At 46.5% G+C, this 25,377-nt stretch carries 25 protein-coding genes; 11 read left to right on the forward strand and 14 right to left on the reverse strand.

The genetic code is table 11. The annotated features are described in order from the left end of the window. The first annotated feature begins 17 nt into the window (after positions 1-17). Positions 18-458 carry a GNAT family N-acetyltransferase gene (locus MKY85_RS29030; protein WP_342571414.1) on the forward strand — a complete coding sequence of 147 codons (441 nt, stop codon included), beginning with the start codon at positions 18-20 and terminating at the stop codon, positions 456-458. 166 nt (positions 459-624) lie between these two features. On the opposite strand, the gene rlmN is transcribed toward MKY85_RS29030, so the two are convergent. From rlmN to greA, 3 genes are all read right to left on the reverse strand, one after another. Next, positions 625-1,719 carry a 23S rRNA (adenine(2503)-C(2))-methyltransferase RlmN gene (gene rlmN, locus MKY85_RS29035; RefSeq protein WP_342571415.1) on the reverse strand — a complete coding sequence of 365 codons (1,095 nt, stop codon included), beginning with the start codon at positions 1,717-1,719 and terminating at the stop codon, positions 625-627. A 179-nt stretch (positions 1,720-1,898) separates the two neighbouring features. Further along, positions 1,899-3,254: a sodium-dependent transporter gene (locus tag MKY85_RS29040; protein WP_339238705.1), complete on the reverse strand. Its 1,356-nt coding sequence runs from the start codon at positions 3,252-3,254 to the stop codon at positions 1,899-1,901. 284 nt (positions 3,255-3,538) lie between these two features. Next, entirely contained in the window at positions 3,539-4,015 is a 477-nt protein-coding gene (gene greA, locus MKY85_RS29045) for a transcription elongation factor GreA (protein ID WP_339238706.1), read from the reverse strand. 287 nt (positions 4,016-4,302) lie between these two features. On the opposite strand from greA, the gene MKY85_RS29050 reads away from it, so the two are divergent. The 3 genes from MKY85_RS29050 (at position 4,303) to MKY85_RS29060 (ending at position 6,902) form a co-directional block, all read left to right on the forward strand. Further along, complete coding sequence (locus MKY85_RS29050; protein WP_342571416.1) at positions 4,303-5,175, forward strand: arylamine N-acetyltransferase; 873 nt, start codon at positions 4,303-4,305, stop codon at positions 5,173-5,175. 162 nt (positions 5,176-5,337) lie between these two features. After that, positions 5,338-6,024: a 4'-phosphopantetheinyl transferase superfamily protein gene (locus MKY85_RS29055; protein WP_342571417.1), complete on the forward strand. Its 687-nt coding sequence runs from the start codon at positions 5,338-5,340 to the stop codon at positions 6,022-6,024. 563 nt (positions 6,025-6,587) lie between these two features. Continuing rightward, positions 6,588-6,902: a DUF2628 domain-containing protein gene (locus MKY85_RS29060; RefSeq protein ID WP_192135327.1), complete on the forward strand. Its 315-nt coding sequence runs from the start codon at positions 6,588-6,590 to the stop codon at positions 6,900-6,902. Positions 6,903-7,337: 435 nt separating this feature from the next. Here the strand turns inward: MKY85_RS29060 and MKY85_RS29065 are convergent, their stop codons facing one another. Next, positions 7,338-8,084, reverse strand: coding sequence for a Bax inhibitor-1/YccA family protein (locus MKY85_RS29065; protein ID WP_342573506.1), 747 nt, complete (start codon positions 8,082-8,084; stop codon positions 7,338-7,340). Positions 8,085-8,291: 207 nt separating this feature from the next. Then, entirely contained in the window at positions 8,292-8,648 is a 357-nt protein-coding gene (locus tag MKY85_RS29070) for a nucleotide excision repair endonuclease (protein ID WP_342571418.1), read from the reverse strand. A 669-nt stretch (positions 8,649-9,317) separates the two neighbouring features. Between MKY85_RS29070 and MKY85_RS29075 the strand changes: the two genes are divergently transcribed. Genes MKY85_RS29075 through MKY85_RS29085 form a run of 3 tightly spaced genes read left to right on the forward strand, consistent with a single transcriptional unit; the run spans position 9,318 to position 12,157 of the window. Next, positions 9,318-10,769 carry a PLP-dependent aminotransferase family protein gene (locus MKY85_RS29075; protein WP_342571419.1) on the forward strand — a complete coding sequence of 484 codons (1,452 nt, stop codon included), beginning with the start codon at positions 9,318-9,320 and terminating at the stop codon, positions 10,767-10,769. Positions 10,770-10,781: 12 nt separating this feature from the next. Then, positions 10,782-11,702, forward strand: coding sequence for a D-alanine--D-alanine ligase (locus MKY85_RS29080; RefSeq protein WP_339257943.1), 921 nt, complete (start codon positions 10,782-10,784; stop codon positions 11,700-11,702). Further along, the gene (locus MKY85_RS29085) at positions 11,699-12,157 is read left to right on the forward strand and encodes a GNAT family N-acetyltransferase (RefSeq protein WP_339238723.1); all 459 of its coding nucleotides are present in this window, start codon (positions 11,699-11,701) and stop codon (positions 12,155-12,157) included. The genes MKY85_RS29080 and MKY85_RS29085 overlap by 4 nt, the downstream gene beginning before the upstream one ends. A 178-nt stretch (positions 12,158-12,335) precedes the next feature. Here MKY85_RS29085 and MKY85_RS29090 read toward each other — a convergent pair whose 3' ends face one another. The 4 genes from MKY85_RS29090 to MKY85_RS29105 all read right to left on the reverse strand — a co-directional run bounded on the left by MKY85_RS29090 (position 12,336) and on the right by MKY85_RS29105 (position 15,798). Then, positions 12,336-13,124: a glucose 1-dehydrogenase gene (locus MKY85_RS29090; protein WP_339238724.1), complete on the reverse strand. Its 789-nt coding sequence runs from the start codon at positions 13,122-13,124 to the stop codon at positions 12,336-12,338. Between the two features lie 228 nt (positions 13,125-13,352). Further along, positions 13,353-14,861, reverse strand: coding sequence for a copper amine oxidase N-terminal domain-containing protein (locus tag MKY85_RS29095; RefSeq protein ID WP_342571420.1), 1,509 nt, complete (start codon positions 14,859-14,861; stop codon positions 13,353-13,355). Positions 14,862-15,068: 207 nt separating this feature from the next. Beyond that, positions 15,069-15,197 carry a hypothetical protein gene (locus tag MKY85_RS29100; RefSeq protein ID WP_342571421.1) on the reverse strand — a complete coding sequence of 43 codons (129 nt, stop codon included), beginning with the start codon at positions 15,195-15,197 and terminating at the stop codon, positions 15,069-15,071. A gap of 133 nt (positions 15,198-15,330) precedes the next feature. Then, a complete protein-coding gene (locus MKY85_RS29105) occupies positions 15,331-15,798 on the reverse strand; it encodes a YfbM family protein (protein ID WP_339238728.1) in 468 nt (155 codons plus the stop codon). A 96-nt stretch (positions 15,799-15,894) separates the two neighbouring features. Here MKY85_RS29105 and MKY85_RS29110 point away from each other — a divergent pair, with 96 nt between their 5' ends. Both MKY85_RS29110 and MKY85_RS29115 read left to right on the forward strand, forming a co-directional pair. Continuing rightward, positions 15,895-16,359 (forward strand): DUF4385 domain-containing protein, encoded by a 465-nt coding sequence (locus MKY85_RS29110; RefSeq protein WP_047840920.1) that lies wholly within the window; start codon positions 15,895-15,897, stop codon positions 16,357-16,359. Positions 16,360-16,498: 139 nt separating this feature from the next. Further along, positions 16,499-17,800, forward strand: a complete 1,302-nt coding sequence (locus MKY85_RS29115) for a VWA domain-containing protein (protein WP_342571422.1) — start codon at positions 16,499-16,501, stop codon at positions 17,798-17,800. 135 nt (positions 17,801-17,935) lie between these two features. Here the strand turns inward: MKY85_RS29115 and MKY85_RS29120 are convergent, their stop codons facing one another. Further along, on the reverse strand, positions 17,936-18,751 hold the full coding sequence (locus tag MKY85_RS29120) for an SDR family oxidoreductase (protein ID WP_342571423.1): 816 nt from the start codon (positions 18,749-18,751) through the stop codon (positions 17,936-17,938). A gap of 297 nt (positions 18,752-19,048) precedes the next feature. Between MKY85_RS29120 and MKY85_RS29125 the strand changes: the two genes are divergently transcribed. Then, positions 19,049-19,708, forward strand: coding sequence for a TetR/AcrR family transcriptional regulator (locus tag MKY85_RS29125; RefSeq protein WP_342571424.1), 660 nt, complete (start codon positions 19,049-19,051; stop codon positions 19,706-19,708). 108 nt (positions 19,709-19,816) lie between these two features. Here MKY85_RS29125 and MKY85_RS29130 read toward each other — a convergent pair whose 3' ends face one another. The 3 genes from MKY85_RS29130 to MKY85_RS29140 form a co-directional block, all read right to left on the reverse strand. Next, a complete protein-coding gene (locus tag MKY85_RS29130) occupies positions 19,817-20,869 on the reverse strand; it encodes an LLM class flavin-dependent oxidoreductase (protein WP_339257950.1) in 1,053 nt (350 codons plus the stop codon). 141 nt (positions 20,870-21,010) lie between these two features. Further along, positions 21,011-21,823, reverse strand: coding sequence for a methyltransferase domain-containing protein (locus MKY85_RS29135; protein ID WP_342571425.1), 813 nt, complete (start codon positions 21,821-21,823; stop codon positions 21,011-21,013). Between the two features lie 146 nt (positions 21,824-21,969). After that, positions 21,970-22,311, reverse strand: a complete 342-nt coding sequence (locus MKY85_RS29140) for a zinc ribbon domain-containing protein YjdM (RefSeq protein WP_339238739.1) — start codon at positions 22,309-22,311, stop codon at positions 21,970-21,972. Positions 22,312-22,554: 243 nt separating this feature from the next. Between MKY85_RS29140 and MKY85_RS29145 the strand changes: the two genes are divergently transcribed. Then, complete coding sequence (locus MKY85_RS29145) at positions 22,555-23,706, forward strand: VanZ family protein (RefSeq protein ID WP_339238740.1); 1,152 nt, start codon at positions 22,555-22,557, stop codon at positions 23,704-23,706. A gap of 168 nt (positions 23,707-23,874) precedes the next feature. Here MKY85_RS29145 and MKY85_RS29150 read toward each other — a convergent pair whose 3' ends face one another. Beyond that, on the reverse strand, positions 23,875-25,332 hold the full coding sequence (locus MKY85_RS29150) for a carboxylesterase/lipase family protein (protein ID WP_342571426.1): 1,458 nt from the start codon (positions 25,330-25,332) through the stop codon (positions 23,875-23,877). Between the last annotated feature and the right edge of the window lie 45 nt (positions 25,333-25,377).

Raw genomic sequence — 25,377 nt, forward strand, 5'->3', positions numbered from 1 at the left:
CCAAAGGAGAAACATTCATGAATACAACGATTGTTGAAGTTAATAATCAGGAATTGCTCGATGCCTGCTTCGCCATCCGTACCGCTATTTTCGTCGAAGAACAAGGCGTACCCGCAGCGGATGAATTCGACGCTTATGATACATTAGAAGCAGAGGCACGCCACATTCTGCTCTACGTAGACGGTGTACCTGCTGCCTCCTCCAGACTGCGCGTTGTTGAGCAGGTCGCCAAATTGGAACGGATCTGTGTCATGCTCGATTACCGCAAACACGGCCTGGGCCGTGTGCTGATCAACAAGCTGGAGCAGATGGCCATTGCCGATGGACTCGAGAAAGCCAAATTGCACGCCCAGGTACAAGCCTCCGGGTTCTATGAACGTCTCGGATATGCACCTGCATCGGACGTGTTTATGGAAGACGGCATTCCCCATCTGCTGATGACCAAAAAACTGAAATAATGTATTCCAAAAACGCCTCCGTTATCACTTCTCAGTGATGTACAGAGGCGTTTTGTATTCAGACAACACATTCATTCGCAACCCAACAACGGTATATGGCACGCACAGACCCGATTATAGTAATCAAGTATGCTAACTAACTTACTTGCCAGCTCCGCGTTGTGTCTTATCCCAGTGCCAGACGGTCTGGCTCTAATTCGGCAGTGTTGTTCTTCATTTGTTTACTGCGCAACTGTCCGCAAGCAGCATCGATATCCGTACCATGTTCCATACGTACAGTGGAGTTGATGTTGTTCTTTTTGAGCGTATCATAGAAGCCCAGAATCGACTCCTCAGTACTCCGTTGATACTGACTGTGCTCATCCACCGGGTTGTATGGGATCAGATTCACACTGACCATACTTCTGCGACTGGACAACAGTTCAGCGAGCTCCGCTGCATGCTCACGTTGATCGTTAACATCACGCAGGAGGATATACTCGAACATGATGCGTTTGTTCGTCGTAGCCAGATAATAATCGACTGCATCCATTAATTGCTCGATCGGGAAAGCCCGGTTAATCTTCATGATGTGCGTACGCAGTTCATTATTAGGCGCATGCAGGGAGATCGCCAGATTGACCTGCAGACTGCTGTCTGCAAATTCCTTGATTTTGTCCGGAAGGCCACTCGTGGACACCGTTATGCGTTTGGCGGCAAGTGCCAGTCCTTTGCGATCCTTGATGACTTCGATGAAATCACTCATGTGCTGGAAGTTGTCGAATGGTTCACCAATACCCATCACAACCACGTTGGTTACCCGTTCGTCTTGTCCCGCTGCATCCAGATGTCGCTGCACATGCATAATCTGTTCGACAATCTCTCCAGCAGTCAAGTCACGGCTCTTCTTGATCAGACCGCTCGCACAGAAGCTACAGCCAATATTACAGCCGACTTGTGTGGTCACACAGACAGTCAGTCCGTATTTTTGCCGCATCAATACCGTCTCAATCAGGTTGCCGTCCTGCATTCGAAGCAGGAATTTCACGGTACCATCTGCCGATTCCTGTTTCACATGTTCGCTCAGCGAGTTCATGGTGAAATGCTCGGAGAGAACGTCCAGACATTCCTGACGGACATCGGACATCGCCGGGAAATCATGCACACGCTCTTGGTATAACCATTCCCAAATCCGGGATGCACGGGATTTCTTCTGCCCATGCTCCGGCAGCCAGGAACGTAATTGCTCTAATGTTAATCCATATATGGATGATTTGTTCATTGTATAATCCTCTTTTCGCAAAAAAGCATATGGCTTATCGGTCCTACCCAAAAAACCTCTACTCCGTATTGTCCCAAAATTGACGAGGGAAAACAAGGGCTTTTGCATTTATTCCAAGAGGTTTTATCCATGGTAAATCTGCACAACAGACCATATTTAACCCTATCGGGCCTTCACATTTAGAAGTGAATGATACCGGATGTGTGCAGTAGAACCAGCAGAACCAGGATCGGAGCCACGTAACGCAGCATGAACAGCCACACACGGAACCATCCGGAACGCAGACCGGAAGCTTCAGCAGCCGTTTTCCAGAAGTATCCGGCAAAGATCGTCACAAGCAGTCCACCTACAGGCAACAGGATGTTGGATGCGACAAAGTCCATCCAGTCGAACACGCTCTTCGATCCAATCGTCCATTCAGGCAACAAACCGAGCGATAGTACCGAAGGAAGCCCCACGATAAAGACCCCTAGCGAGATAATCCATACCGCACGACTACGGCTCCATGACAGACGTTCCATGAAATACTTCACCGGGACTTCCAGCAAGGACACGGCTGACGTCAAAGCCGCAATAGCGAGCAGGATGAAGAACAATCCGCCAAACAGGAATCCAAGCGGCATAGCTGAGAATGCTGCCGGAAGAGCCACAAAGATGAGTGACGGCCCTTGGTCCGGTGCAATACCGAACGAGAATGTCGTTGGGAAGATGATCAGACCAGCAATGAATGCATAGATGAGGTCACCGGCACCAACAGCGACGGTCGCTGCACCGAGAGATTGATTTTTATCCACATACGAACCGTAAGTCACCAGTATACCCATCCCGAGTGACAGGGAGAAGAAGGCATGTCCAAGCGCCACCAGTGCAGATTCCGTTGTCAGCTGCGAGAAATCCGGATTCAGGAAGAAGGAAACCCCGGCCCCTGCACCTGGCAACGTAACAGCACGAATCATCAGGATAATAAGCAAAACTAACATTGCCGGAATCAGTACCTTGTTGAACTTCTCGATTCCGTTCGAAACGCCTTTGGCAACAATCCAGCCTGTAATCAGAACTGCAACCAGCTGCCAAACGATCGGCAAATACCCGCTTACAAAGGAGCCGAATTGTCCAGCATAATCCGGATTATTAAACAATGTTCCACTGAAGGAAGTCACTGCATATTGCAATGTCCAGCCCGCGATAATGACATAAAAGGACAAGATGATAAATGGCGTTAATACTTGCAGCAATCCGGCTGCGAGCCAACCCTTATGTCCACCTGCTTTGATAAAAGCAGTAGCAGCACTTCCTCGTCCACTGCGACCAATCGCAAGTTCAGCCAGGAGCACTGGCAGACCGATGAGCAGCAAACAGACGATGAAGAGCAGGAAAAACGCAGCTCCTCCGTTCTCACCCGTAATGTACGGGAATTTCCACATGTTGCCCAGACCAACCGAACTACCAATGGCTGCCAGGATAAATCCAGCTTGGGAAAAACGCTCTCCTTTGCCAGCGTTGTCTTGATTTCGATTAGGCTTACTAAAATTCATTGTATCTACTCCATCACTTTAAAGTTTTCCCGTAATTATATACTACTCGCCTTGTCAGGTCATTCGAAATTCGAAATTTGTCGAAATGTTATTTTTTTACATATAAAAGCACTCGATCATCTTCATTCTCATAAGTTCCCTAAACACAGTATGTGATAAATTCTGTCAGGCCAACCGTATGGAGTTATAACATAACCATATTTCCAACCTTTCAAAACCCATTAGAGCGAAAAAGAGGTGTCCCTCAGCCACTTTGATGACTGGGAAACACCTCTCTTTTAAAATTAAACTCTTATTTCAAGCAACTCATATTTGATAACACCCATCGGAGCATTAACATGAATGACGCTGCCCACTTCTTTGCCCATCAGTTCTTTGCCAAGTGGACTCTCATAGGAAATTTTATTATCTGCTACATCGGCCTCAGCAGGACCAACCAATTTATATTCAATCTTCTCAGCGAATTCGATATCATTGAGCAATACAGTGGAACCTACACCCACTTTGGTAGCATCCATATTCTCGGATGTGATGACTTTGGCGTTTTTCAGCATCTTCTCCACGATCAGAATCCGGGTCTCCATAAAGGCCTGATCATCTTTGGCTGAATGATACTCACTATTTTCCTTCAGGTCACCGTAACTGATCGCGAGTTTCAGACGCTCAGCCAGTTCCTTACGCTTCACTGTCTTCAATTCCCTCAGTTCGTCCTCCAGCTTTTCCAAGCCTTCCTGTGTCAAAATCACTTCTTCATTAGCCATTTTTCCATCTCCTAATCCTGCTATCTATCTATATTCTAACCTATATCCACTCCAAAGGGTTAGCATACCCCAGAAAAAGAAGTAGCTCATCCATATATTGTATTTCACTACCATCAAAACCATGATTACCTCTTGAAATGATTTTCAGAGCTGTCCTACTAATTGTACCGTTACAATTAGCTTAATTGACGATGTTGCTTTCACCCGTTGACTCTTACAATGAACTCAGGGCAGCAGAAGTTTATAACCATTGCTTGCAGCCCAATATATATCCTGAGGTGATCTGAATGAACGTTATATTAAATCCATCTGAAATACAGGCCTATCTGAAACGGATTGGCATGAATGATATAAAGAAACCTACGCTGGAATACTTAATTGAACTCCAACGTGCACATGTGCAATATCTTTCGTGGCAAACGGTCGATATTTTTGCAGGTCGTCCTGTAGGAATCAGTCTTCAAGAGTCAATTCAGCTCATATTACAGGGACGCAGCGGCTACTGCTTTCATCTAAACGGTGCATTTAGTGTTCTTCTCCGCTCGCTGGGTTATACGGTTGATTGGCATCGTGGCGGAGTACAGCCTCATGGGGAACAACCCCGTGTGAATTCATTCCATCTCGGTCTGTCTGTCCTTCTGCCGGATGCCGACCCAACAGTTGAACGCTGGATTGTGGATGTAGGTCTGGGCGGAATGCCCTTTGAACCTCTGCCACTTCGTTATGGAACCCATGGTTCCGCTCCGTTCACATACCAACTGATGCCATCATCTGTTGCTGCTGGGGGATGGCGGCTTGAGTACGAACCGAATGGGCCAAGTGAAGGCGTCGACTATGCTCCTGAAGCAGTTCACGATCTGGGGGAGTTCATACCGAAACATGAATTCTACAGTCGGGCGGCCGAATCCCCTTGGCATAATGTATTTTTGCTTCGTCAGCGGAATGAGAACCGCAGTCATGAACTACGAGGATGTATGCTCCGAACCCATGATATCGAAGGAATTCGGAAAACGGAAATTCAGAGTTATACCGAATGGCGTAACGTATTAACTGAAATATTCCATGAACCCTTGGTGAATTACAGCGAACTGGAATGCCAGGACATGTGGGAACGAGTGCAGGCTGCGCATACGGAATGGAAACAAGCGCAAGAAGCATAATGAGGAAGATGCAGAACCTGAGGCCTTAACACGATATGGAAAACAGGATAATTATCTTGATTAAGCATCCGTATAGGGAGCACTTAAATAGAAATCACATAAGGGATTGTTCCATATAAAGGAAAGCTACTGATCCACGCCGAATACGTCCTTAGGTGATAAATGATGATAACGATTCGTGTACTCCAAGTTCCAGAAGTAATGCCTGAGGCATACTGGAATCATTTTCTGTCCCAAGTCTCGGCAGAGCGTCGCACCCAGGCTTCACGTTTTGTTCGTCAGGCTGATGCGTATCGCTCCGTGTTGGGAGAAATATTGACTCGTGTGACTTTGAGCAGGTTAACTGGCCTAAGGCCAGCTGAGCTTTCTTTTACCCGTAATCCCTACGGCAAACCTTCCCTCAGCCAGCATTCGGATGTACAATTCAACGTCTCCCATTCTGGTGACTGGATTGCTCTTATCTCCGGCGGTACCGATGAACTGGGTGTGGACGTCGAGAAAATAGCCCCCATTGACATGCAGATTGCAGAACGTTTCTTCTCTACAACGGAGAGCCAGTTCTTGTCCGCCACGCCTGACGATCGTCGGCTGAATACCTTCTACCGTCTATGGACACTGAAGGAAAGTTATATCAAAGCAGTGGGTATGGGGTTGTCCATACCGCTGGACTCCTTCGCCATCCTGCCGGATGAGGGCGGAGTTTGGTATTGCGAGCAAGCCGGGGCATATCGCTTTCTCAGTCAGCGACTGGACGACGGGCATATGCTTGCGGCATGTTCGGCTGGGGGAGAGCTGCCAAGCCAGCCCAAGATTGTAACCTTGGAGGGTCTATATACGGAGTTGATGTAGTGTTCGGCTAGTTGCGGCTTATTAGGGGATCGTGAAGTATAATTTGGATTTGGTTTTCAGGCTTGGGGTTTAGGGCCGGGTTTTGGGGGTCGGGGTTAAGATTGGGTTCATGCCCTAACCAACCTGACACGCCTTATGGGCTTCAATTACACAGGTCTGGCATTCTAAGGAACCCTACGCACCCTATATGCTCTAATATGTCCTTTTTCACGTTGATATTGCCGAATTCTGCAACAATAAGGTGTCTGAGGTTCGTTAGGTTCCCCTACACCCTAATAATCCACTATTAAGAAGTGTGAAATTCGTTAGAATTGCAAATATGATGAAGGAGCGGTCATTGACTCTCCTTCATTTTTACTTTTTATCAAAAAGAGAATATATCTCATATAGGAAACCATAATTTTCAAAAAAAAGATTAACATCCTGTCCAGTTAATGGTACTATAGGACCAAAAGGAAGAAGAATAGGTAATAATAATCAGGTATTTACGACTAGTTTCACACTACATACTTGTTAGTACTCGATTCTCTCTCCGATTCATTATTTTAGAAGGAAGTGGACAAATGCATATCTTTTTGCAAAACAGTGCAGGTGTAACCAAGAACGTGAAAGTAGGTTTCAGCTGGACAACATTATTTTTCGGATTTTTCCCTGCGTTGTTCCGTGGTGATTTGAAATGGGCTGCCATCATGTTCTTGATCTCCGTAGCACTTGGTATTTTCACTGCAGGAGTTGGAGCTTGGATTAGTGGGATCGTGTTCTCTTTCGTTTACAACAAAATTTACATTAAAGAGTTGCTCGAAAAAGGCTACCGTCCTTCCAACGCTGAAGCTCAAGCGGTTCTGGAAAATAATCAGATTATTGCCCGAGCAGCTTAAAACCAAAGCAATACACGGATTATCATAGCAATTATAAGCTTTTAGATTTTTTATTGTAGAAATACCAACCAGCAATCATGTTGAGATAAACACCAAAAAATCCCTGGCGAATCCGTCAGGGATTTTTTGGTGTTTATCAGATATCAATACTTATCCTTCAATTGCATAAGGATTCCTGCACCAATGATGGTAATTTCTTTGTCTTTGATCTTTTGCGAGATATGCAGCTCTGGGTACAGTCTTCAGAGGTAGGAAGATCTCCAGTACGGGGGAGATGTCAAAAGCGATCATGGTCACGGACAGCCACCCGTCCTATGGACCGCCCAACAGTCTCATCTTCATATACCAAAAAAGCCAACGACGTGAGTAACACGCGTTAGCTTTTTGGCTTTAAATTCAAACTCCGTTTACTTCTCGAACATGATTGAAGCAGGACTAGTCCCGGCTACGCAATTTGCCAAGCAGACGGATGATCTCAATGTACAGCCATACCAGCGTTACCATCAATCCAAATGCACCGTACCATTCCATATACTTGGGCGCACCACGCTCAGCGCCACCTTCGATGAAGTCAAAATCAAGGACCAGATTGAGAGCAGCCACAATAACAATAACGACCGAAATACCGATGCCGATCAAGCTGTTGTCATGCAGATAAGGAATCGAAATGCCGAAGAAACCAAGTACAAAGCTCAGCAGATACATGATCATGATACCGCCGGTTGCAGCGACGACCCCAAGCTTAAAATTCTCTGTAGCTTTGATCAAACGGGTTTTGTATGCCATCAGCAGCGCGATGAATACGGCCATCGTCAACAGAGCAGCCTGCAAGGTAATTCCGTTATACAGGGATTCATAGGTTGCGGAGAGCGCCCCCAGGAACAGGCCTTCTGCCACGGCATAGACGGGTACGAGATATGGTGCTGTTATCGGTTTGAACGAAATCACAAGTGCCAGAATGAAACCAACGATCAATCCGCCATACGCGAGCGGCATTACTTCTTGTCCGTTAAAGAACATCATCCAGGTTGCAAACGCACTAGCCAACAGGATCACCAGCGTAATAAACGCTTTGTTCACCGTGCCGTTAATTGTCATATAATTCTGATACCGATCTTCTCCATATCCTCTGTTCTCAAACGTGCTGTCTTTAAGGGTAGGGTTACCGCTACGACCGATCAACACAATCACCTCTTCATATGTATTTGGTATATCTGTGATACTGAGTTTGGGCGTTCTACGTTTCAAATTCTACTAGCTATTCCCTTGAAAGAGCGGGATGGCACCACAAAGGATCGGATGCAACCCTTCGATTACATCCTTACCTCGTGGTGCAACACTTAGGACATATGTCCTAGGCGTTGCATGTTAATTAAGATTTTATGCGTCTTAATTGTACAATACTTTGTCTACATTGTATTTCGCACGCATCGTGTTGATGATATACGTCTCGTAAATTTCACGATCTACCGGATCTTCAATCACGCACACTTCAATCTTTGTTACTTCCTCACGGTGGTTCTTGATTGGAGATACAGTATCTTCAAAATGCTTTTTGATACGTGGTCTTAATTTTCGTGCTTTCCCGACAAATAACAGCTCTCCAGCGGCATTGTAAAACATGAAAATTCCGCCTAGTTCCCGGGTTATCAGGTGAAAATCCGTAAATCCATAAATGTGGCTAAGCTGTGGATCAACCTGCTTCGTAATGGTTACATCCGGTGTTGGCACAGTAATATTAATCAATAGGCTCACTTCCTCATTATCTATAGGTTTACATCCTATCACATATTATAAAGGGACACCATTTCAATCTATAAGAAGTACAATTCACGCAATTTTCGCTATTACGACAAATATTTCAAAAAAAAGGTTAACTTCCCTGATTCAAAGTGTTACTATAGGGGTATGAGGAAGAAATTGGGCACTGAGACACATGTCTTTATATCTACCTCCGTCTATTGTACCCTATGATTGAAACTCTTTTTCATGCTGAATTCTGTTACGTGATCACGACAAGAGTACAGTTAGCAAGAACCTTAGCTTATAGATTGTAGATTCATCATCTAATCGACCCTTGCAGCAAGCAAACGTAGAAAGACCTAGATTCTTGATTCACTGTAGATTTTAAGTATCACCTAGAAAGCCTGCAATTATAGTCGTACTGAGTTAATAGACACACGTAGAAGGTCAGATAGCTATCGATCCTAGAGAGACTAGTCATGCAATGCAACTGTAGAATTATAGCAGCAGTACTATAGAAAATGGATCAAGTCTCACCACAGGCCCCGGCATATTGCTTGGGCTTTTTTGCGTTTACGCGAATAACCGACCACCTCCTCAGGGAAACAGAGGTATCGTGGTTCTTTCTGTCGGGTTTATAATATGGCAAGATACCAGTAGAGGAGTGATGGGATGTATTCCGATCTGCAACTGACGGAGGACCGCCCTGTATATATACAAGTCAAAGATTATATGAAGCGATTGATGCTCAAAGGTGGCCTGCAAGCCAAACAAAAACTGCCCTCCACCCGTGAACTTAGTACACTCATGAAGGTTAGTCGTAGCACGGTTCTGCTCGCTTATGCCGAGCTTGAAGATGAAGGTCTGATCTACGCGGTCAAAGGCAAAGGCAATTACGTTAGTGCTTCCATTGAGGCTCCTGAGGCCACAGCGAGCTGGCAACTGGACTGGAAGACAGAGGTAAGTAAGTATGCCATCCAGGCAGAGCAGTACGATCTGATGAAGCATGGCTCCGGTGCAGAGCGCGGCGAGATCTCGTTTACCAGCATAGCACCGGATGAAAAGCTATTTGATCTGCCGAACGTGAAACGGGCTTTTCTGGATCGCATGTCACTTGAAGGCGAAGTACTGCTGAATTACGGATATGCGCAAGGATACAGACCGCTGATGAACTATTTACTACGATATATGGAGAATAAAGGTGTTGACCTCCGTGGCAAGGACATCCTGATCACCAACGGATTCACGGAAGGTTTCGATCTGGTGCTTGGAGCGTTGCGCAAAAAAAGCGGAAAAGCGCTCTGTGAGAATCCCACGCACCACACGGCAATCAAAAACCTGAAGCTGCACCAGTTCCACCTAACCGGTGTCAATATGGAGCCGGATGGCCTGGACTTGAAGCAGCTGGAACATGAACTTGAGGAAAGTCCATATGATCTGGCGTATCTCGTGCCCTCCTACCACAATCCAACCGGGATTGTGACGTCTCCTGCGAAACGGGTAGAGATCATCCGGTTGATGAACAAGTATCAGGTTCCCATCATTGAGGATGGATTCAACGAAGAATTGCGCTATTCCGGTTCCCACGTATCTCCCTTGATCGCCAGCATGGGCAAGGGCAATGGACTGGTTTATCTGGGCAGCTTCTCCAAAGTCCTGTTCCCAGGTCTGCGGGTGGGTTGGGTTATTGCTGATACGGCGCTGATTGATTATCTGGAGAGTATGAAACGGGCACGCAGCATCCATACCTCCACACTGGACCAATCGTTATTGTATCAATATCTGAGCAACGGCAATTTCGAGAAATATTTGAAGCGAGCCCGCACGGAGTATAAGCGAAAATATGAATTGGTTGTGCGTTGCCTGAAGCAACATCTGCCAATGTGCCGGATTTCCGGTGCGGGTGGTCTGCATCTGTTCGTGCAGTTCCCGTCCGAATACAGAACCCGTGAACTGCTAGAGGCTTGTAAAGTGAAAGGTGTAACGTTCACACCAGGGGATACCTTTTATCTGGAGCCCGGTCAGGGTGTAAACACGATGCGTCTGGGTTTCTCCAGAGTGAGCGATGAGCATATACGTAAAGGCGTTCGCATCATTGGCGAGACAGCAGCTCAAATGAGATAAGGAGGATTTCACATGAAAGTTGGCGTAATTATGGGCGGTACATCTTCAGAGCGGGATATTTCCCTGCTCACCGGACAGGAGATGATTGCCAATCTGAATAGAGACAAATACGAGGTTGTGCCCATTGAGCTGAATTCCAAGCGCGATCTGATCGACAAGTCAGCGGGAATCGATGTGGCACTGCTTGCCCTGCATGGCAAATACGGCGAAGACGGTACGGTTCAAGGCACACTCGAATCCCTGGGTATTCCCTACACAGGCTGTGGTGTGCTTGCAAGCAGTGTATGCATGGATAAAGACATGTCCAAACAGCTCATGCAGCATGCAGGTGTACTTACCGGTGAATGGTTGCGAGTGAGTCATATGGAGGAGCTGGCCTCTATTGCTGTTCAACAATTAACGTACCCCGTGGTGGTCAAACCGAATTCAGGCGGTTCCAGCATTGGTACCCAAGTGGTAAAGGAAGCGTCCTCCCTGCCCGCCGCTGTAGAGGCTGCCCTCGCCTGGGATGATACGGTGATGATTGAACAGTATATCGAGGGTGAGGAAATCACCTGTGCCATTCTGGATGGTAAGATGCTGCCGGTGATCTCCATTCGTTCGAACGCTGCGTTTTTCGACTATGCTTCCAAATACGATGACAATGGGGCCGATGAGCAGGTTGTGCAATTGCCTGTGGACCTTCACCATCGCGTCGAAGCCGCGGCCCTGGCCTGTTATCAGGTGCTAAAATGCAGCGTCTACGCTCGCGTGGATATGATGATTCGGGAAGGCATGCCTTATGTGCTTGAAGTGAACACACTGCCGGGACTTACTCGTAACAGTCTGCTGCCCAAAAGCGCAGCTGCTGCAGGCATTTCTTTTGCAGAACTACTGGATACCATTATTGAACTTTCATTGAAGGAAAGACCCAAGGAGGATACAACATTATGAGCCTGGATGTGACGATTAGACACAGCTCCCCTACCGATCTGCAAGATATGGTCATTCTGATGGACCAACTCGGTTACCCCACCACTTACGCCGAGATGGAAGAGCGTTATACCCATATCTCTGCGGACGCAAACTTTACGACACTGGTAGCTGAGGTACGCGGACGCGTAGTTGGACTGATCGGATTACAGACGTCTTATCTGTATGAAAAGAACGGAAGACACTGCCGTATCTTGGCCTTGGTTGTACATGACCAGTTCAGAGGTTCTGGCATCGGCCGTCAGCTCATTCTTGAAGCTGAGCAATGGGCAGCCACGCATAACGTGGACTCCCTGTCTCTGAACAGTGCCAATCGTCCGGAACGTGAAGCTGCACATCAATTCTATCGTCAGATGGGCTTTACCGCCGGAAGCACCGGGTTTAGCAAGAAGCCTCAGATCTTACAACACACTTAACCTGCGGATATAAGCTATCTGGATGACACGAAAAAGAACGCCCCATTCAGCACATTGGCCAGTTAAGGGCGTTCTTTCGTATCCGAGGTACATGGTGGAAGGAATGATTCTCCAGGTAATCTATTGGTTATTCTATGTTGAATTTTCAGGTCGAATCAGTACCGTAACATATCTGGGATCAATATTTGGCTGACTGTGCACCATCGATTGGTATAATGGCTCCGTTAATAAACGGTGCTTCGCCGGACAGCAGGAAGGCAACGAGGCGTCCCACTTCTTTCGGTTCACCCAAGCGCTTCGCCGGATTGTCCTTCACGAACTCTCTGGATGCAGACTGCCAGTCATTCGGATTGATCTGTTTGAACGAACCGATGACCATATCTGTCAGAATGGCTCCAGGTGCTACCGCATTGATACTGATTCCGTGCTCAGCGTATTCAATCGCCGCATCTTTGGTCATGCCAGCAACGGCATGTTTACTCGCTCCGTAGGCGATCTGGTTTGGTACAGCACGAATGCCACCGACAGAGGACGTGTTCACAATGTAGCCTTCACCCTGTTTTTTCATTACAGGCAAGACGTGCTTTAACCCGTAAAATACACCTTTCAGGTTGATGTCGATGACTTTATTGAACATCTCTGTCTCGTAGTTCTCGATCAGGTTTTGCTTGCCTTCAATGCCTGCATTGTTGAAAAATGCATCGATACGTCCAAACGCATTTACCGTATCACTAACATACTTCTTCACTGCTTCTTCGTCGGCTACGTCACCTTCAATAAGCAGGAACTCGGCATGCTTTACCTCTTCTGATATCACACGCTTGGTCTCTTCCAGCGCCTTCATGTTCACATCCACCAGGGCAAGTTTTGCCCCTTCACGCGCGACTTCCACCGCAGCTGATCGGCCAAGACCCGAACCACCACCTGTAATCAGGACTACTTTACCTGCAAATCGTTCAGACATCATCCATAGACCTCCCTTTGCTGTTTTTGACATCTTCAACACATAATTACCCATTTCATCATTTGCTCTAATCAAACGGGGATCTCTTACAACCAGAAATTCAACCGGATTAGTATGCTTCTATACCCATCCAGTCATTCATCTGGCCTGAGATAGCACAACAAAGAGGAGCGCCTCCAAAAGAAGCACTCCCCATAGAATTAATTCATCGTTTTTGTTAGTCATAAAAATTTAAGGACGGTCAATGTAAATCCAGCCTGTTTCTTGTTCCTTATCTACAGTAGCTCCGAGGGATTCAGCCATAAAGCGCAGCGGCACATATGTCTTGCCATCCTTGCCTACATATGCGGATTCCACCATGGTTACTTCTTTACCAGCAACGGTTGCCTTCTTGGAACCTACAGTCAGAACAATCTCATCACCCGTGATGTCGTCAATGACAACAATTCGGTTCGAACCTTTGGTCCATTTCACTTCAGCATCCAATTCCTCAGACACGTAGCGAAGGGGAACAAATGTTGTATTCTTAACGGTGATCGCCCCGGCGTATTCATCATCCGGGAAGAGTACTACACTTTTATTCGTGATCCCAGCTTCATCTTTGAGCAATTGATATGCAAGTGAATTGGAATCAAAATTGCGCAGCATCTGTCCAGGTGTAATATCATCCTTCATCAGATCCATAACGCCGCCCGATACATCCACTTCATCCACTGCAACCGTTCCACCGATGTTCCACTGTTCACTGTTTCCACTTACGGTTACAGCGTTCAATGGCAGATCTTCGGAGGCCGGCAGCGCTACCTTCAGTTCAAAGTTTTGCTTGCGGATATCCAGCTTGCTGTCGAGATAGAAGTCCAATTTCAATTTGGTTTCTGTACCAAATACCGTTTTGAATTCTGGAGTCTCATTCAACAGGTTGTTCAGCTCCTGATCATAATTGACCAGCATGCTGTCCAGTCCTACTTTGATCATGGCATATAGTGAAGCAACGGCTTCATCTTTCGATTCAGGAACGATCGAATTCAGCGTTTCATCTCCCCCGCCTTCAACCTCGTTCACAGCTTCCAGTACAGGATAGAACACATCGTACAGATCTCCAATCAGGTCTTTCAGCCCTTGCTCATCCTTCGAGACACTCGTCAGGAACGGTTTAACCATGGCAAGCATCTCTTCACCACTGATCTCCAGGTGCAGCTTGGAGAGGCTAAGTGTTTCGCCATTCACGGATTCCTGTACCGGTGTTACAGAGATATTCTTCGGATTGGACAGATGTTTCAGGACAAAAGAGAACAGTTTCGGTGAGATTTCCTCGAGTTGTTTCTCCAGAGCCTTCGTATCCACCATTGGAAGAGCTTGTGCATCCTGGAACGTATCCAGAGATATGTACAGCGGTTTCTGGGCTCCATCCAGATCAATCACCACTTGGGACTCATTCATGGACAGGTGGAAAGGTAACTTCGTTCCCTCCATGCTCAGTGTACCTTTGATCGATGCTGTCTTCGCATCTTTCATTTTGGCTTGATCAATATCCAGAGATATGGAATTAATACGTTCGATCATTTCAAGGTCGTTCTCTGTCGCAAATTCCTTAGCCGGTTCTATGTTTATATTCATGGATTGTCTGGATTCACCGGACTTGATACTCGCACCATTGGCCATTGCTTTGCCAACGTCTACTCCACCCACAGCCTGACATCCTGTAAGAACAACCATTAATAATACCAGTGGCACTGCCATCCATTGGACTAACTTCCGATTCGTAATAAGATCCCCTCCTTAGAAAAATATGATTCATTTCCATTATGAAGGTATAGGTAATTGTTGTAAACGGATACGCAAAAAATAAACCAAAAGGCCGGAACATGTCCGACCTCTGGTCTATCTATATTTCAACATATCGTATGTTTCGATAAAAGATCCTGCTTCATTATGCAATACTGGAAGTTATTCTTGATCCTGATCTTCTGCGAGTTTCTCATCCGTTTCTTCATCTTCCGCAGTTGCGGGAGTCTCGAATTGATCGGGCTCGTCCTCTTGAATCGCTTTATTCTCTTCGTTCTGATCCTGTGTCATATCGCATTCCCTCTCTTCTACCAGATTGTCATGTCAGCAAGGCATGAGCCTTGTGTCTATCAATAACCCGAATAGGCACAGTTCAAACCTGTCTCCGCGACGGACAACCATTTCCCATCATTTCAGTGCCCGTTTAGAAAACATAAAACACGATTCCGTTTCCACTTGCAGCCGTTGCCTGAAACAAGGCCTGGATATCATCCACCGTCTGGACAATCTCCTGAAATGTCTCTTCCGCATCCCAATCTTCCATGACTGGATAGACGCCCTCAGTGATCATCTGTTCCAGACTATACCGCTGCTTTAATTCATCCGGTGTGAGCTGCTCCAACGCCATGTAAGCCTCCAGCACCTGCTCATTACTGAGTAAGAACAGATCCATATCCGAATAGTTTCCCAAGTATTGCTCACCTGCGAGAGGCACTACATAGCCCAGGGGTGGCTTCCCATCTACCAGATTGCCGTTCAGCGTGAATTGGATCATCTGCCAGGTTTTATCGATATCCAGATCAACTGCACAATCATGGACACTGATCTCCCCTGACTTGATGGATTCAACTAGCTCTTTCGTTACCACAAGATATCTTCCGGACATTCCCATACCGTTATCCCTCCTGTGTAATTGATTCTAATGTTCCCCATTAACCGTGCTTGTTGGTTCAGAATCGGGGTAATTCCTATCAAGGAGGTCGTATACATGAAAAAATTTGACTACAGTCTCAATTATGATGAGTTGGATCTGCGCAAACATCCTGAGCTATACACCGTAGGCCGGGGAGAGCAGGGTGTTCTCATGGTTGAGCCATACAAGGGCGAGATTCTTCCACACTGGCGATTCAAAACACCCGAGATTGCGACAGAGTCATCGGAGAAAATCTATGAGCTATTTTTGGAGTATAAGAAAAAGGGGGATTTCGTGGGTATGGATATGGCTCGCAAATTTCTCCAGATGGGCTATACACGGGCCAGACGGTATACGAATCACAAAGGCGGACGCAAATATTCGAAGGAGGATGGCTCAATCTTGCCCTATCAGAATGATAAGGTGAAGGCAGAAGCCGCAGCCATATTCAAAGCCCAATGGGAGATTGCGAAAACGGACCCAGACTATGTGAAGATGAAGAAGGAGCATCGGGAAAAGTATGAGTCTGATGAGGCGTAGAAAAACGGGGGAACCGTAATATAGTCTCACTGATTGGATCTGTCATCTGCTCGTTGACTTATGGAAACATATGTATCAAAATCTAACTTGTTACTATGTAGTACCATTAATGAGTTTGAAGAACAGAGGCAATCGGAATATGACAGATCCCATCATTCATTTGAGCACCGGCCAAAATACCACGATTCATGAGTCAGGCCAGATTTACGTAACGATTCAAAGTGCTTCAGCACCTTCTGCTCTCGATGCAAGCTGTTTTATGGTCAACGACAGGGGACAAGTTCCCTCGGACGATTATTTTGTATTTTATAACCAGAATGTTGATCCCCACCGCAGCGTTGTTCTCCAACATGCCGAGGATCTCAAGTCATCCTTTGTGCTGGATACCCGTAAATTACGACAGGCTCCTGTAGAAAAATGCGTCTTCACCGCTACGATTGACTCCGTAGGTACGTTTGCAGATGTTCAGAAATGCCAAGCCATTGTAAGAGCAGGTTCACAACAAATTACATACGAGATTACGCAAGCTACTTCAGAAACAGCACTTATTTTCATTGAAATTTATAAGCATCAGGACGGATTCAAGGTTCGCGCCATCGGACGCGGTTTCTTTGGAGGTTTGCAGCCTCTTGCCGAGTCGTTTGGAGTTGAAATTGAGAGTCCGAGCGAAGCCAAGTCTGAAGTTGCCGCTTCCACAGAGTCACAGGCACCAACGGCCGAGCCGGTGAAACCTCCTAGTCCTGCAAAAAAGAAAAAAACTAAACCACTGAAATTGACGAAAATAGATCTGCTTGAACGTAAAGTTACCTTATCTCTGGAAAAGAAAAAAGTTGATCCTTTGCAGGCACGTGTAGCCGTCGTTTTCGATGCATCCGGCTCCATGTTCGATCTATACCGCAAAGGCATTGTGCAAGAAGCCTTTGAACGTATACTCGCCGTTGCGGCAGCGTTTGACGACAATGGCGAGTTGGATGTCTGGTTCTTTGCGGATGATTTTATGCGTGCGCCAAGTGTAACAGCCAAGGATTACAAGGATTACATTGTTCGCACGTATGTTCTCGGACGTAGGGGCTTCGGAAACAATGAACCCAAGGTAATGGAAGATGTTATTCGTAAGTATACGGTGGAAGAGCCTAATGCACATATCCCAACCTACATTATCTTTTTCAGCGATGGAGGTGTGGACAAAGAAAGCAAAATCACACAGCTTATTACCGAAAGCTCACACAAAAACCTGTTCTGGCAGTTTGTTGGCCTGGGACGGTCCTATTATGGAGTATTGGAAAAATTGGATGACATGCCTGGACACTTCATAGATAACGCCGACTTTTTTGCCTTGGACGATTTCTCCAAGATCAGTGATGAAGAGCTATATGATCGGCTTCTGAATGAATTTCCAGGCTGGATCAAAGAAGCTCGGGTCAAAGGGATTCTGACATAAACTTCCGATCACATCATCCACGATATTAAGATGAACGAACTCCAATTCATGAAAAGACGTTGCCAGTGAATACCTCGCTGACAGCGTTTTTCTTTTTTACTTTACCACTTTCGAACTACTCACCACTTATCATTCTCAGGCTTTCGCTTTTTCTGGTTTACCACCCTTGGAACGCGGACGAAGCATACCTCCCACAATACGCAACATCAACTTGCGTGGCACGAGACGAGTGAACTGCGCTGTCCAATAGTTACCGGACCCCGGCACAGCGTAGGGTTTGCCTGATTCCAGTGCCCTCATGGCCACGGCTACGACATGCTCAGGTGTATCACGTTTGCCCACAGAAGCTTCTTCCGCACCCACGATATCAAAGAACGAAGTCTCGGTTGAGCCCGGACATAGCGCTAAGAACTGAACGCCACGCTTCCTGTTTTCTTCGTATAACGCCTCGGTAAAAGAAAGTACAAATGCCTTTGTAGCTCCATACACAGCCATATACGGATCAGGTTGAAAAGCAGCCGTCGACGAGACATTAATGACAGCACCCTTTCGCTTCTGCAACATGCCTGGCAAGAAAAGATGTGTCATATTGGTCACGGCCAACACGTTTAACATAATCTCGTCCTGTTGCCTTGAACCATCCACCTGTTCAAAACATCCATGGGTAGCGAATCCAGCATTGTTAATCAATATATCGATGTGTATGCCCCGATTCTGACATTCCTCATATACGCTCTGAGGTGCATAGACTTGCGACAAATCCGATACGATCACCTCAGCCTTTACTTGATATGTACGCTCTATTCGTTCTGCCAATTGAATCAGTTTGGTCTCTGTTCTGGCCACGAGCACAATATTTCTACCCTTGGAAGCCATTTCAAGTGCAAAAACTTCCCCAATACCTGATGATGCGCCTGTAATAAGTGCCCATTGTTGTTGATCCTTTAACATCTCTCATCCACCCTCTGCACATGATCGAAACGTTTGTTTTCATACGGAAACAACGTTTTCTAATGGAATCATCGTAATCGAAATTCATGACACTGTCAAATACATTTGTTAAAATTGGATCTTGAGCGGTGCGCCTCCTTACTGGATTCGGATTAAATTGACGTTATCCGACGTAAAACAGTAGAATGACCATAAGAAAAAAATATATCGACGTACTTTCATAGAAGACAGACCGCATTTAAGCTGAAGTTTTTCTATACAAAAACAACAACAATACGGTTATGAGGATGAAAATCAATGAAGGATCTTAATTCGGGTTCCACGGAATCTGCACATACGGTAACAACTTTTCAGGAAGCCAGACTCCAGCACTCGGATAATCTGCGGCAAAATATCGTGCATGCTGCTGCTGCTTTACTGCAAGAGCATGGACCGGAAGCCGTCACGGTACGCCGTGTAGCTGAACGCATGGAGTGCTCCACCAAAATCATATATAACCTTTTTGGCAAAAAAGAAGGGTTAGCCAAGCATTTATATTTAGAGGGTTGCTCTCTCATGGCCCAGCGGTTTGAAGCTATGCCCCGGCATGAATCGTTCGAACAATATTTCCGGGATCTGGCCCACGTCTACTGGGACTTCGGCATTTCACAATCCAGCTTCTATCAGCTGATGTTTGGAGGGTCTTTTTCCGAATTCAAACCCGATGGAGAGACTTTGCAGGGAACAGCGACTGCACTGAAGCAAGTATCTGCCTTGGTAGAGGTAGCCATTGAACAGGGAATGCTTCATGTGCAAGATCCCTTGCTTGCGGTACGAATGATCTGGGCTCCCTTACACGGTGTTATTCATCTGTACCTGGGAGGCCATATTGAGAGCGAGGAAGCTGCCAAAACGCTCTATGATCGTACGGTGTCCATGGTTATCCACTCCCTTGTCAGTACATCTGCGAGTGAATAAGCATGTAATCTGTACTTTATAGAGAGTTTCGGCAAATAAATGAAAAAGGAGCAGGTCCAATGGCTTAATCCGCCGAGGACGTGCTCCTTTATTTGGTTCACTCTGTGTTTACTGGTTCTCCGCTTCCCAACGTGCAATTTCCTTGCGCACAATTGGAGCGACTTCTTTACCGAGCAATTCGATCGCTCTCATCACCTCGTTATGCGGCATGGTGCCGAGAGGGGTGTGCAACATGAAGCGGGTAATTCCGACTTCTTTGCGCAGATAGATAATCTTCTGAGCTACCGTATCCACATCACCTACATACAATGCACCTTCAAGGCTGCGCGCCGCATCAAATGTCGCACGGCTGTAATGTCCCCAGCCACGTTCACGGCCCAACATGTTCATGACCGCTTGAGCTGGCGGGAAGAATTTCTCCACCGCTTCGTCTGTTGTATCGGCAATGAAGCCGTGAGAGTGAGAAGCGACTGTCAGCTTGGAAGCATCATGTCCCGCGTGAGCAGCTGCTTTTTTGTACAGCTCCACCAGTGGTGCGAATTGCACCGGACGGCCACCAATAATGGCAAGCACCAGTGGCAAACCAAGCAGTCCTGCACGAACAACCGATTCCTGATTACCACCACTGCCGATCCATACCGGAAGTTTTTCCTGTACCGGGCGCGGGTAGATGCCCAGATTGTTAAAGGAAGGACGGTGTTTGCCTTCCCAGGTTACTTTTTCCGAATCACGCAGCTTGAGCAGCAAATCCAGTTTCTCGTCGAATAGTTCATCATAATCATTCAAATCATAGCCGAACAGTGGGAACGATTCGATAAATGATCCCCGCCCTGCCATAATCTCTGCACGACCGTTCGAAATGCCATCCAGTGTCGCAAAATCCTGATATACCCGTACCGGATCATGCGATGACAGCACCGTTACGGCACTCGTCAGGCGAATATTCTTGGTCTGTGAAGCTGCCGCCGCCAGAATGACAGCTGGGGATGAAGCCGCATAGTCAACACGATGATGTTCTCCCACGCCGTATACATCCAGACCCACCTCATCTGCCAAAACAATCTCCTCAACGACATCGCGAATACGCTGCGCATGACTGATTAGCTCTCCTGTTTTTACATCCGGATTCGTCTCCACAAATGTACTAATTCCGATTTCCATTGTCTGTTCCTCCTTGGTATGAAGCGATCCGTCGTTCATCTAACCTATTGTAAGTAGATCACCTTTTGTTATGTATCTTAATATTGAACTATTTTGATAAAAAACACAAGTACCCCTTGTTTCCAGGGGGTACTTTTATGCTTATTTTCTCCTTCCAATGTACAACAGATGCGACGAGATCCCCAAAATGGAAGGGTCTTTGGCGGCTTCAATCATATATTGAATAAGTTCATCATACTCGCCACGTTCTTTCCAGTGTTGTTGCTGCTCGTCCGTAAGCATGGCTCTAAGGCTGGATGAACCAATGAAATCAACAGTTTCAAATCCTTGTTGCTCCATGAAGGGCGTAACGTCCTGAATATTAAAATAATATGCCCCCGTAAATCGTCCTTGATCCTGATGATCGAATATACCCTTTTCCACAAAAGAACGAATTGCTGCCATGTTATCATTCGGTTTCCAATGCTGCGGGGATTGCAGCGAATTGATACTCATGCGCATACGGCTTTGCATCGCTACAAATACCACGCCTCCTCGCTTGGTTACCCGATACAACTCCCGTACAGCGGCCGTTCGCTCCTCCTCTGTCTGCAGATGATATAACGGCCCCAGCATAAGGGAAGCATCATACGTCTCTTCAGCCATACCGGAGAGCGAAGTGGCATCGAGAACATGGAATCCATCGAATTGCTGTGTCAAACCGAACTCCTGAGCCTTTTGCCGTGCAGTATCCACGGAGGACGGTGTCAGATCCGATAAAGTGACCTGGTACCCCAATCTCGCCAGTTCCATGGCATATTTTCCCGGTCCAGCCCCATTATCCAGAATATGACCGGTAGCGGGGAGACACTCCTTGATGTAATGCATGTTAATGATGAACTCAATCGGTTCCCGCTCCAGTCTTCCCCACTCATCAAACCTCGAATAATATTCAATAATGTGATCTCTCTTCATCGCTCTGACACCTGCCTTTTTTTATATGTAGAGCACTCAACCATATTCAAAAATTAAATTCCAACCAGTATATATCTGCTAAATATTTCCTGTCAACCAAAAAACGTTCAACTCCCAATGTATGCAGAACTGAACGTTTTCCAATCTTATATTTTCTTCACAAACTCGGACTTCAACTTCATCGCACCGAAGCTGTCGATCTTGCAATCAATATCATGGTCCCCATCAATCAGGCGGATATTCTTCACCTTCGTGCCCTGCTTGACTACAAGCGAGCTACCTTTAACCTTCAGATCTTTAATGACCGTAACAGTATCACCATCATTCAGCACATTTCCGTTGGCATCACGGATTACTTTCGCATCTTCTGCGTTCTCATTGTCTGCTTCCAAAGACCATTCATGTGCACACTCCGGGCATACCAGCAGGTTACCATCCTCGTACGTGTACTCCGAATTACATTTCGGGCAGTTAGGCAAATTAGACATATGTATTACTCTCCATTCTACGATTGGCTATCCAGCAAGTATACGGGATTTCGGCGGTATGTTCCATATGGTTGATCACTGCATGAATGAATTTAAACCAAATTTAAGGTTCATACATCCCTCACTTTAAGGGTAACAACTTATGATGTAACTATCAGATATTCGCTACACATACTTAAATCCTATCTATTTCTCTATGAGAGTTACTATATTTGATACCACATACTAAAGGAGTGCCTACTCATGTCTCCCTATGTTTTTCCGGTGCAAACGGCTTTTTTTATCTTTGTTGTTGCGGCCATGTTCTTACTGGTGCCGTGGCTGATCTATGGTTATCGCAAAGACGGCTTCTTCAGCTGGTCGCGGTTTGGCATCAGCTTTTCCTTTATCTTTTATATCCTGGCCGCCTATTGCCTCGTTATTCTCCCGTTCCCCACTACGCGAGATACCTGTGCGCAGCAAGCCGCTGACACGATCTACTACAATTTGGTTCCATTCACTTTTGTCAAAGACATCATGAAAGAAACACCCATTGTATGGTCTCAGCCATCCAGCTATATGGGTATGATTCAGGGCAGAGCCTTTTTGCAAGTTCTATTTAACGTCCTGCTCCTTATGCCGCTGGGTGTATATATCCGTTATTTTTTTCAAAAGAGATCGTTCTGGACATATGCCCTGCTTGGTGGCTTCGGGCTTTCCTTATTTTTCGAGATCACCCAGATCACCGGATTCTACGGGTATTATAATTGCCCTTACCGTCTCTTCGATGTAGATGATCTGTTATTGAATACTTCAGGAACGGTCATTGGATTCTTCACAGCGCCCATCCTGCTTGCTTTATTCCCATCCCGTGCAAGCATTCAGGCGAAGAGCGAACAAATTGTGGAGCAAAATCGCGTGTATCCCGTACCACAACTGCTTGCATTGCTTATCGATGGTGCGGTAGTCGTGCTGATTAGCAATGTGTTGTCCATCTTCACCCCGTCCGATGTAATTCAAGGAGCATTGAATACATCCATTGCAATGGTCATTGTGCTGTTCTTCATTCCATGGGTACGAAACGGAATAACACCAGGCTCAGCTATTCTGCGCTTCCGTTATGTGAATCGCCAGAGTGGTTCACCGACCATGGAATCATTATTTAAAAGACTACTCGCACTTTACACGCCTTGGTTCGTGATTACAATCATCCGCTGGGTCAATGATTATGCCTTCACCAGTAATGAGGATGTCATGCTCCGGCCTTATCAAATATGGCTTTCCCTCGGAACAGTCGGTGTCTATATGTTGGTCTACGCGGTGCTCTTTGTTCATGTCTTGATCGTGCTCTTCTCCCGTGGGAAACGTTCCTTCTACTTCGATGAGGTGTCCAACACGCAGGCCTCTCGTAAATAATGTTTGGAATATAACCATGCATGATTTTCCTTGAATCTCTTCTCACGTTCTGCTTCTTCAGCCGAATTAATTAATAAAAGAGGACGTTCATTCTGAGAATGAACGTCCTCTTTGGCATGTACTCTTTGGAATTATTCAGGGTAATGCATACTCAATAACCCGCCTGGATTATAACCCCAAAAGTTCTCGCTTGGCTGCATCCGGATCATGCACAACTTCAATCTCATGGTTAAAGATTAGTGTCGCACGATCCTGCTCGTATTCAGGCCAGCTTACACCAGCAACTTCAGGTTTGCCGTTCTTGGAAAAGGAAATCCAGGCATCCTGTACCTTGAGGGCAAGTGCCGCCGCAGCTTCATCCGGCTCCGCATTCATGAATTTGAGGACATGCAGTGTATTAAACACAAAGAACATTTCTATGCTGTGAATCGCTCTTTTTAACAAGGGATGTTCCGGCATGACCCAATCAAATCGATACATCCACACCGGGGCATACTTCTGCTGTGCACCAGCATACTGTAGCGCTGAATGCCAGAAGAACATATCGGTCATGACCTGAGCTTGTCCATCAGCTGTTTTGGGATAACTGTCCGCGATGGCTGCCCGGTTCTCCAGATCTGGCGTCATAAAGTCTACGCCCTGCACCATATCGATCTCTTTTGAATACGGCACATGCGGCTGGATGAACAGTGCACCCTCGTGCAATGTCGTACCAATCAGCACAGGAATGTCCTGTGCCGAGCCTTCGCTCACCGCCTGTAGTGGCACTTGCGGAAGAGTCTCCCCGTCCAAAACAGGTTGGAACAATAAGGCCAGACCTGCCCCACTCTGCTGTTTGACCTTTTCACCGGCTGCAATAATCTGCTCTACAGGGATTGTACTTAGCTTCTGCAGATGATCCGGGTCCACGCCAAGAATCTTCAGCATGCCTTCCCTCAACGCTGAGGCTTGCTCTGCCGGCATGAACTGGGAAGCACCACTCTCCATAATGGCACGTTGGAATAGTCCTTTGGCCGATGGCATCGCCATCAGTGCCGCAATACTCATGCTGCCTGCCGATTCGCCGAACACCGTTACTTGATCCGGGTTACCACCAAAAGCAGAGATATTATCCTTCACCCACTGTAATGCCGCCACCTGATCCAGCAGACCTGCATTGGATACATATGAATCACCGAATGGAGCCATATGGAGGAAACCCAAAGGTCCCAGTCGGTAATTGATCGTGACAACGATGACGTCGCCCCGTACCGCTAACTGTGTACCATCATACATGGGTTGACTGCCCGAACCGGATACGAAGGAACCGCCGTGAATCCAGACCATTACCGGCAATGGTAGTTCTGCCTTTTCCCCAGGAGCCCATATATTCAGATATAAACTATCTTCTGACTCATTCGGTAGTTCTGTCAGGCCTTCAGGTTGATGATTCCGAGGTTGTATATTCTCAGGCCCAAATTGCGTAGCCTGTCTGATTCCATCCCATGACTCGGGTTGTACCGGAGCCTTGAACCGTAACTCACCTACCGGGGGTTTCGCATAAGGGATGCCCTTCCATACACTTGCTCCGTGCAAAAGCTCGCCTTGAACTGTACCATATTTCGTTTGAACCTGAAGTTCTCTCATGCCGCTTCTACTTCCTCTCCGTGAATAGGTTGGACTATTGCTGAA

The organism is Paenibacillus sp. FSL R5-0749 (genome assembly GCF_038595085.1).
Lineage (GTDB): Bacteria > Bacillota > Bacilli > Paenibacillales > Paenibacillaceae > Paenibacillus.

Excerpts from the sequence above, each read along its gene's own strand:
- MKY85_RS29030 (WP_342571414.1), top strand. The coding sequence starts at position 18 with ATGAATACAACGATTGTTGAAGTTAATAATCAGGAATTGCTCGATGCC.
- rlmN (WP_342571415.1), bottom strand. The coding sequence starts at position 1,719 with ATGAACAAATCATCCATATATGGATTAACATTAGAGCAATTACGTTCC.
- MKY85_RS29040 (WP_339238705.1), bottom strand. The coding sequence starts at position 3,254 with ATGAATTTTAGTAAGCCTAATCGAAATCAAGACAACGCTGGCAAAGGA.
- greA (WP_339238706.1), bottom strand. The coding sequence starts at position 4,015 with ATGGCTAATGAAGAAGTGATTTTGACACAGGAAGGCTTGGAAAAGCTG.
- MKY85_RS29050 (WP_342571416.1), top strand. The coding sequence starts at position 4,303 with ATGAACGTTATATTAAATCCATCTGAAATACAGGCCTATCTGAAACGG.
- MKY85_RS29055 (WP_342571417.1), top strand. The coding sequence starts at position 5,338 with ATGATGATAACGATTCGTGTACTCCAAGTTCCAGAAGTAATGCCTGAG.
- MKY85_RS29060 (WP_192135327.1), top strand. The coding sequence starts at position 6,588 with ATGCATATCTTTTTGCAAAACAGTGCAGGTGTAACCAAGAACGTGAAA.
- MKY85_RS29075 (WP_342571419.1), top strand. The coding sequence starts at position 9,318 with ATGTATTCCGATCTGCAACTGACGGAGGACCGCCCTGTATATATACAA.
- MKY85_RS29080 (WP_339257943.1), top strand. The coding sequence starts at position 10,782 with ATGAAAGTTGGCGTAATTATGGGCGGTACATCTTCAGAGCGGGATATT.
- MKY85_RS29085 (WP_339238723.1), top strand. The coding sequence starts at position 11,699 with ATGAGCCTGGATGTGACGATTAGACACAGCTCCCCTACCGATCTGCAA.
- MKY85_RS29090 (WP_339238724.1), bottom strand. The coding sequence starts at position 13,124 with ATGATGTCTGAACGATTTGCAGGTAAAGTAGTCCTGATTACAGGTGGT.
- MKY85_RS29095 (WP_342571420.1), bottom strand. The coding sequence starts at position 14,861 with ATGGCAGTGCCACTGGTATTATTAATGGTTGTTCTTACAGGATGTCAG.
- MKY85_RS29100 (WP_342571421.1), bottom strand. The coding sequence starts at position 15,197 with ATGACACAGGATCAGAACGAAGAGAATAAAGCGATTCAAGAGGACGAG.
- MKY85_RS29105 (WP_339238728.1), bottom strand. The coding sequence starts at position 15,798 with ATGGGAATGTCCGGAAGATATCTTGTGGTAACGAAAGAGCTAGTTGAA.
- MKY85_RS29110 (WP_047840920.1), top strand. The coding sequence starts at position 15,895 with ATGAAAAAATTTGACTACAGTCTCAATTATGATGAGTTGGATCTGCGC.
- MKY85_RS29115 (WP_342571422.1), top strand. The coding sequence starts at position 16,499 with ATGACAGATCCCATCATTCATTTGAGCACCGGCCAAAATACCACGATT.
- MKY85_RS29120 (WP_342571423.1), bottom strand. The coding sequence starts at position 18,751 with ATGTTAAAGGATCAACAACAATGGGCACTTATTACAGGCGCATCATCA.
- MKY85_RS29125 (WP_342571424.1), top strand. The coding sequence starts at position 19,049 with ATGAAGGATCTTAATTCGGGTTCCACGGAATCTGCACATACGGTAACA.
- MKY85_RS29130 (WP_339257950.1), bottom strand. The coding sequence starts at position 20,869 with ATGGAAATCGGAATTAGTACATTTGTGGAGACGAATCCGGATGTAAAA.
- MKY85_RS29135 (WP_342571425.1), bottom strand. The coding sequence starts at position 21,823 with ATGAAGAGAGATCACATTATTGAATATTATTCGAGGTTTGATGAGTGG.
- MKY85_RS29140 (WP_339238739.1), bottom strand. The coding sequence starts at position 22,311 with ATGTCTAATTTGCCTAACTGCCCGAAATGTAATTCGGAGTACACGTAC.
- MKY85_RS29145 (WP_339238740.1), top strand. The coding sequence starts at position 22,555 with ATGTCTCCCTATGTTTTTCCGGTGCAAACGGCTTTTTTTATCTTTGTT.
- MKY85_RS29150 (WP_342571426.1), bottom strand. The coding sequence starts at position 25,332 with ATGAGAGAACTTCAGGTTCAAACGAAATATGGTACAGTTCAAGGCGAG.